Genomic DNA, 8,206 nt, shown 5'->3' with positions numbered 1-8,206 from the left:
TTTCCTGTTGGCACTCCAAATTGGATTGAATATCTCTCAGACTTTGCCTACAAGAGAATTGAGACATCAATATGGCAATAAACTGATCCCACCGGGAAGCCGCTCTAAATTTCTGTCCAACATGGTGTACTTTAGCAAGTTGTTCAAAATCCTGTCGCACAACAGGTTTAATTAGCTCATGAAATACGGTATTCTGATGTGACAAAACCTGAATCCTGGTCGTTAAAGTGTTTGTTTGCACTCATATTTTAACTGTTAGGACTCAGGTTTTTTTATTTAAAGCAAACTATGGGACAGCAGTGGCCCTATCGGGCATTTTTTATAATGGATGGTTTAAGAGGCAACTGCAGTATTTTGTTGCGTAATCACATACTGATTTTCTGGCCGTTTCAGTCCTAAGTTTTCACGCAGAGTTGTGCTTTCATATTCGGTCCGGAACAGGCCACGGCGTTGTAGCTCGGGTACGATGAAATCGACAAAGTCATTCAGACCGGCAGGCGTAGTTGGTGGCAAGACATTGAAACCATCAGCTGCTTCATTTTCGAACCATTCCTGTAGTTGGTCGACTACCTGTGCAGGTGTTCCGATCAGCGTCCAGTGACCGCGAGCAGAGGCAATATATTCATATAGCTGGCGAATGCTGAAGTGATGCTTCGCTGCAATTTCAAACATCATTTGCTGACGGCTAGACTTGATCTCAATATCTTCGAGAGGAAATGGGGCATCCAAATCATAGTTTGAAAGATTAATATCCCCTGCCAGACCAGACAGTAAGCCCAAACCGACATCTGGATGAATCAGACGATTCAGTAATTCATATTTTTCTTTGGCTTCCTGTTCAGTTTTAGCTACAAAGACAGAGACCCCCGGCATTACTTTTAAATCATCCGGATGACGACCGTATTTAGCCAGACGGCCTTTAACATCACGGTAGAAGGCTTGTGCATCAGACAGGCTTTGCTGGGCGGTAAAAATCACTTCGGCATATTTGGCGGCCAGCTCACGTCCATCTTCAGACTGACCTGCCTGAACAATCACTGGATAGCCCTGTGGCGGACGAGGGACATTCAGTGCACCCTGGACATTAAAATATTTGCCGCTATGCAGTGGTTCGTGCTGTTTAGATGCCTCAAAGAAATGACCGTTTTCTTTGTCATAGAGGAATGCATCATCTTCCCAGGAGTCCCAGAGCTTCTGTACAACTTCAATAAATTCATCCGCGCGTTCATAACGGACTTTGGCATCCGGATGTGCACTAAAGCCAAAGTTCCGCGCGGTTTCAGCAGAAATAGTGGTCACGACATTCCATGCGGTACGACCCTTACTGATATGGTCTAAAGAGGCATATTTTCGTGCCAACAGATACGGTTCTTCATAGGTGGTAGAAGCAGTGGCAATAAAACCAATATTTTGGGTGACGGCTGAAATCGCTGCGAATAAGGTGACGGGTTCAAAGCCCACAACTTTATCGCTATAACCGACCTTCTTATTATGTTTGGAAGCGCCATGACTCCAGTTGACTGCCAGACCATCTGCAAGGAAATAGGCATCAAACAGGCCGCGTTCAGCAGTTTTTGCTAATTCAATCGCATAATCAATGCTTAAATGATCCTGAGGACGAGATTCAGGATGGCGCCAACCTGCCGCATGTTGCGAAGTCGTCGGAATAAAAGCACCCAGTTTAATTTGTCGTTTAGCCATGAGAAGACCTTGTGTTTTTATGCAATACACTGCTTATAACAAGGATCTTCATGGCTGAAAAATATAATAAAAATGAATCCATATAAAAAATATGGATTAAGCAGGAAATACGCTCTTTAGAGGTGGTTTACTAAGGTTTATCCAGGAGTTCAGGCCGGAAGATTAAACCAGTGCCTCGATGGTCTTTTTCTTCCAGATAAACTGGTAATACAAGCCTTGCATAATACAAAGACAGACAAAGGCAAGGGCATAGCCATACCAGATCCCTTGTAAACCCCACCAGCGGCTGAACATATAGGCAGCCGGTACTTCAATTCCAATAATGGCAATGATATTGATCAACATAGGGATTGTTACTGTGCCACTGGCCCGCATGATCGAAGCAAAAATTGCACTAGCACCAAAGAACAAAATCGACCATAGGACAATGAAGAGAAGTTGCTGACCCAATACCACGACCTGCGGATCAGTGATAAATAGTGCCATCAGATATTTAGAAAACAGATAAGCCAGAATCACCAGACTACCTGTGAACAAGATATTCATACTTAAGGCAGTTCGGGTCACTTTATTGAGCAAATCATTTTTACCAGCACCAATGGCCTGTGCCCCAAAGACGGAAGCCGCAATGGCAATAGAAAGGGCAGGGAACTGAATATAATTCAGCACCTGATTCACGGCACCATAGGCCGCCGTCGCTTCTGCACCATAACGGTTGACCAGACCTACAATGACCAGACCAGCGACTGAAGTTGTGACCATTTGAACCCCGGTTGGAATACCTAAGCGCAGGATAATCTTGCTGAGCTGGGGCTGATGACGGATATCTTTGATCAACGCCCAGTCTGGTCTTAGAGGATGACGCTTATAATTTAAATAGAGAATGAGAAATAACAGAACAGCCAAGTTGCCCAGAATGGTTGCAATTGCTGGAGAGATGACCCCCATCTTAGGAAAACCAAAATAACCCGCGATCAGGACCGGTGTCACTACCAAGCCCACACCAATCGTTAGGGCAGAGGCAAACAGTGGCGTAGTACTGTCTCCAACCCCGCGTAAAATTGAAGTATAAATAATATAAATAAAAATCAGAGGACTACCGGCCAGCATCCATTGCACATAAGGCAAAGACAGGTGCATCACATCCGGATCTGTACCCAAGAGTTGCAGGATATTTTCAGCAAAAAATACACCCAATAGGGCAATCAGGCTGCCACCAATCAGTGTCATAAACAGGGTAGAGCCAACTACACAGCGCACTTTTTCCAGGTTTCTGGCACCCCAAGCTTGTCCTACCAGAACCGTAGAACCTGCAGAGAGACCAATCACAAAAGCCATCAGACAGAACAGAATCGGGAAAAATACTGCCACAGCGGCAATTGCTTGCACGCCGAGCATTTGCCCGACAAAAAAAGTATTAATCGTACCGGACAGGCTTTGCAGGATGTTGGTAACGACCAGCGGTAACAGGAAAATAAAAAATGTTTTCCATAAATTCTGCTGGTGAACCAATGCTTGCTGTGCCATATGACATCCTGTTCTTGATTTTTCATATATTTATCAGGACTAAATTATCCTTGATCCGCATCAAGAACGCCTTAGCTTTTCAGTAACCAATAAGTCTATTTTTTTAAACTTTGGAAAGAATCTGTGCCGCTTCTATTAAGGTTTCATCTTTTTTGGCGAAGCAGAAGCGTAATAAGTGTAAATCTTTAGGCGGCTTCTGATAAAACGCTGATACCGGAATCGCTACAATGCCATGCTGTTCAGCCAGATAGTGACACATCGACAGTGCATCCAGATCAGGACGAATTTCACTGTAATCCAGATTCTGGAAATAGGTACCTTGAGACGGCGTCCAGTGAAAACGGGAATCTGTAAGTGCATGATTAAACAGGTCCCGTTTGGTCTGATAAAAACCGGACAGCTCATGGATATGTTCAGAATGTAGCTGCATATATTCAGTCAAAGCCACCTGAATTGGCGTTACACCACAGAAGCTGACAAACTGGTAAATCTGTCTGAACATCTGCATTAAGGCTGGCGGTGCAACACAGAAACCAGTTTTCCAGCCGGTCACATGAAAGGTTTTACCAAAAGAACCAATCACAAAACTGCGTTCACGGAGTTCCGGAAATGATGCTGCAGAATGATGACGAACTTCATCAAATACCAGATGTTCATAAACTTCATCAGACAGAACTACAATATTGCGATCACGAATCAGTTCAATCAGCTGTTGCCAGTCTTGCTCTGTCCATACCGTTCCGGTGGGATTATGCGGTGTATTCACTACAATCATGCGGGTACGGTCATTGATTGCATCTTTGACCTGATTCCAGTCCACAGAAAAACCAGGATATTCTAGAGCGATATGTACCGGTTTGGCACCGACCAGCTTCACGCTTGGCGCATAGCTGTCATAACTGGGATCAAAAATAATGACTTCTTCACCTGTTCGTACCGTTGCCTGAATTGCACAGAAGATTGCAATCGTTGCGCCAGGAGTAATGGTGATTTCATCTACCGGGTCTAGAATGAGCTGGTCACGATGCTGATAAAGGTCAGCGACCAGCCCACGTAATACTGGTAAACCATCACCCGGTGCATATTGATTAAAACCATTTTCAGCCGCCCGACTGAGGGCTTCAATCAATTGCGGTGGAGCAGGAAAATCTGGAAAACCTTGTGACAGGTTAATTGCTCCGAGTTTTTGTGCCAAGGCCGACATAGTACTAAAAATAGTAACGCCCAGATTGGGAAGTTTAGAATGTAACTCAAGCATGTCCTTGGCCTCTGGCTTATCCTGTAATCGAGGATGATGTAGGAGATATAAAGTATTCGGCTTTCAGTGTAGCAGTAAGTGAATCAGCAAATAATCAGAAAAATCGAAAAGGTTGAAACAGAATACATCTTCTATTTCATAAGCATAGAGAATATAAGGTCAGGTTAAGGCTATTCGTGGTTAATTCATGTGAAATAAATACCAAGATGGATTGTTCTAAGCTTATTCCCTAAAATCAGTGCGATAAAAATAACCTCAAATAATAATTATAAAATGCTACAGAGTATTTATACGGTGCTTGAAGGCTTGGGTCTAAGCTCACAGAAGCGTGCACTTCATCTCCGATTTTCCAATGAAATTTTAAATTCTCAGGTTCTGATTCAGCGTATTGAAGGCAGGCACTGGATCAATGAGGGGCTACATGCTGAATTACTTTGTCTATCCACTCATCCCTATATTGCTTTAAAACAGTTTATTGGCTGTCAGGTTGCTGTTGATCAGGTCACTATCAAGGTGAGCTTTTCCGGACTACAGGTATCATTACCGCAGCTAAACAGGGGCATAGCGATGGTGCTTTAAGTGTCTATCAGCTGACTCTCGAAGATGCGACTTCACTTTGGCATAAACGCCGTAATAGTCGTGTGTTTTTGAATAAAAGTGTCAAAGAAATCAGTGAAATTTTGTTTGCTGAATGGCAAAAGCGAAGTGGCTTATTTGCGCAAAGTTTAAGTTTGGATCTTTCCGGACTAAATCGTGAATATGATGTACGGCCATTGGTCATACAGTCCAATGAAAGTGATTATGACTTTCTGACCCGCCTATGGCGTAGTGAGGGTATTAACTGGCTGATTGATGAAAAGGAATTAATCATTTCAATATCAGCTCGAACCATTCAGCCACAAGTCCTGCGTCTTGTTGATGAGCAGCAATATTTTCAAGCCTTAAAGCGCCGTTCCATCCGCTTCCATCGCAGTCATGCAACTGAGCAATTCGATACTATCACCAGCCTAATTGCTGAGCGCCAATTAGTGCCAAACAATGTTGGATTACAACGCTGGCAAGCTATAGATCTGGAGCAGGAGCAAAACCAGCGATTGGTGAATATTCAGCAGAGTAGTGTTCAGGATCATACTAGTTTAAATCTGGAAGATGTCTGGAACATCAGCCCAGCTTGGACCAGTGACCTAAATAGAGAAGATCAGGCTACATCATCCAGTCCAGCTCAACTGGATCAACTTAGTCAGCAACTTAGTCACTATCATGCCATGCAGTCCAAATATTTTAAGGCCAGCAGTAGTGTTCGTGATGCCCAAGTGGGTTACTGGTTTGAACTGCATGATCATCCCGAAATTGATCAACATCCGTGCAATGAGCGTGAATTTTTAATTTTGGGCAAACACTTCTATAACCAGAATAATTTACCAAAAGACATTTTGCTACAGGTGGATCAGCTCATGCTGTCCAGTCGCTGGAAAGTTCTGGATGACGAGAGACAAGGCAATGAGCTGTATTTAATTCGTCGAGATATTCTGGTGATACCTGAATATCATCCACTACAACATCGGCCCGTGGCCTATCCACAACGGGCGAAAGTGGTAGGGCCTGAAGGTGAGACTATTTATGTCGATGAATGGGGACGCGTGAAGGTTCGTTTTTTATTTACCCGTAGTGAAGATCATCAGCATGATGGTGGTGCTGGCGCCAATGATAATGACACTGATTCGGCCTGGGTAGATGTGCTAACGCCATGGGCAGGTGAAGGTTATGGCGCCCGATTCCATCCACGTATCGGGGAAATCGTAGTGATTGATTTCTTCGAAGGGGATATTGATCGTCCCTTTATTGTTGGACGTATTCATGAAGCTGAACGTTATCAAACTATGTTTGATAAGAAGGGGCAGTTGCCATTCACTAAAAAACTAAGTGGTATCCGTTCTCAAGAGGTGGAGGGTGAAGGTTTTAACCAGCTTCGCTTCGATGATACAACTGGACAGATTAGTGCACAGCTGCAAAGTAGTCATGGGGCCAGTCAGCTAAATTTAGGAAATCTAAGTCATCCAAAAGAAGATGAGGCTAGCGACGGGCGTGGTGAGGGCTTTGAGTTAAGAACAGATCAATGGGGAGCACTTAGAGCGGGAGCTGGCTTGCTTCTCTCTACCTATAAACAAGAAAATGCCAATGCCAATCACTTAAATGCCAGTCCTGCGAAAAGCCAGCTTGAATCTAGTTTGAATCATAGTAAAGCCTTAAGTGAGATTGCCAAAAATCAGCAAACAGACCCCTTAGAAGGGTTAGATCATCTGAAAAAATTTCTGGATCAGATTGAACAGCAAGATCAAAGCAAGGCTGAAACCTTTAAACAGGCTTTAATGCTGCTGTGTGCACCGAATTCAATTGCACTCTCAACTAATGAAGATCTGTATCTTTCAGCTGATCAGTTCGGACTCTGGAGAAACGACGACTTTGTTTAAGGAAATTCCAGTAGGTTGCTTCAAATTTAAGAAAGAAATCATCAATTACGCAAAATAATTCGGTACTATTAAACATCGGGACTAGAGTTTTAAGTTTTATGTGGTAACTCAACTGATGGCTCTAGTCCTCTTATTTTTCAAGTCAAATTGGCAGAGTAAAACTTGAAGTGCGACATAAACCACCTAATTAATTTAAAGGGTTTATGGAGTATATAAAATTGTCATACCATCATCTTAACTTTGAAGATCGTACTGCATTAATGCTTGAGTCAAGAAAAGAAGGCTTTTCACCCAGAAAATTTGCTGAACTTATTAAAAGACATCCTAGTACGATCTATCGTGAACTTAAAAGAAATAGCATCAATGACGTTTATCAAGCTCGATATGCTTCTGATAACACCTTCGCTAGACGTAGACGTGGTCACAGAAAACTCAAAATCGACTCAATCCTCTGGAGATTTATTGTTGAAGCGATCCGTTGTTTATGGTCTCCTCAGCAAATATCGAAGCGTTTAAAGACATTTTCTGATTTGGATCAAACAATGAATGTAAGCCATACAACGATTTACTCAACTATACGAGCATTACCAAAGGGTGAGTTGAAAAAAGACTTATTATCCTGTCTGCGTCATGAAAATAAAAAGCGAAAAGCTAACGGTGAACCTAAAAAAGATTCTATATTACAGGATATTAAAACTATTCATGAGCGCCCAGCTGAAGTTCAAGAAAGAAAAATACCGGGTCATTGGGAGGCCGATTTAATTAAAGGTAAAGACAATAAAAGTTCGATAGCAACACTTATTGAACGAAATACACGGCTCTGTATCTTGGCAACATTACCTGATGCAAAGGCAGAATCAGTGCGCAAGGCTTTAACTGAAGCTCTGAAATATTTACCTGCAGAACTACGTAAAACGTTGACCTATGACCGTGGACGTGAGATGTCAGAACATAAAATCCTCGAAGAAGATTTAGGCATAGATGTATATTTCTGTGACCCACATTCGCCATGGCAGAAAGGTACATGCGAAAATATGAATGGTTTAATTAGGCAATATTTACCTAAAGGGATTGATTTAAATCAGGCAGATCAGCATTATTTAAATCAAGTCGCCATGTCACTGAATACTCGTCCTAGAAAAGCGTTAGATTGGCTTACACCATTAGAGAAATTTGCTCAGCTTGTTGATTATCATAAGGCTTTTGAAACTGTCGCACCTCATGTTTGAATTCGCCATTTTTTATCCGC

Annotated in this window: 5 protein-coding genes and 2 pseudogenes; 2 read left to right on the top strand and 5 right to left on the bottom strand. The window is 42.7% G+C overall.

Translation table 11 applies throughout. The annotated features are described in order from the left end of the window. From FTU46_RS14860 to FTU46_RS14845, 4 genes are all read right to left on the bottom strand, one after another. Positions 1-205 (bottom strand): DUF4372 domain-containing protein (locus FTU46_RS14860; RefSeq protein ID WP_180010975.1); only part of this gene is annotated, 205 nt, incomplete at its 3' end. A gap of 128 nt (positions 206-333) precedes the next feature. After that, positions 334-1,701 (bottom strand): LLM class flavin-dependent oxidoreductase, encoded by a 1,368-nt coding sequence (locus FTU46_RS14855; RefSeq protein ID WP_180105244.1) that lies wholly within the window; start codon positions 1,699-1,701, stop codon positions 334-336. A 162-nt stretch (positions 1,702-1,863) separates the two neighbouring features. Continuing rightward, on the bottom strand, positions 1,864-3,228 hold the full coding sequence (locus tag FTU46_RS14850; RefSeq protein WP_180011608.1) for an MATE family efflux transporter: 1,365 nt from the start codon (positions 3,226-3,228) through the stop codon (positions 1,864-1,866). A 103-nt stretch (positions 3,229-3,331) separates the two neighbouring features. Further along, entirely contained in the window at positions 3,332-4,486 is a 1,155-nt protein-coding gene (locus FTU46_RS14845) for a methionine aminotransferase (RefSeq protein ID WP_180105243.1), read from the bottom strand. A gap of 273 nt (positions 4,487-4,759) precedes the next feature. Between FTU46_RS14845 and FTU46_RS14840 the strand changes: the two are divergent. Then, a pseudogene (locus tag FTU46_RS14840) lies at positions 4,760-6,924 on the top strand (type VI secretion system Vgr family protein); the annotation flags it as partial. A gap of 21 nt (positions 6,925-6,945) precedes the next feature. On the opposite strand, the pseudogene FTU46_RS16785 reads toward FTU46_RS14840, so the two are convergent. Further along, positions 6,946-7,033: pseudogene (locus tag FTU46_RS16785) on the bottom strand (IS982 family transposase); the annotation flags it as partial. Between the two features lie 184 nt (positions 7,034-7,217). Here FTU46_RS16785 and FTU46_RS14835 point away from each other — a divergent pair. Next, the gene (locus tag FTU46_RS14835) at positions 7,218-8,186 is read left to right on the top strand and encodes an IS30 family transposase (protein ID WP_257218617.1); all 969 of its coding nucleotides are present in this window, start codon (positions 7,218-7,220) and stop codon (positions 8,184-8,186) included. Positions 8,187-8,206: the final 20 nt, after the last annotated feature.

This window comes from Acinetobacter sp. YH12108 (assembly GCF_013419055.1).
Taxonomy (GTDB): domain Bacteria; phylum Pseudomonadota; class Gammaproteobacteria; order Pseudomonadales; family Moraxellaceae; genus Acinetobacter.
The sequence above is the reverse complement of the archived record's forward strand: the minus strand, read 5'-3'. Positions and strand labels throughout refer to the sequence as shown.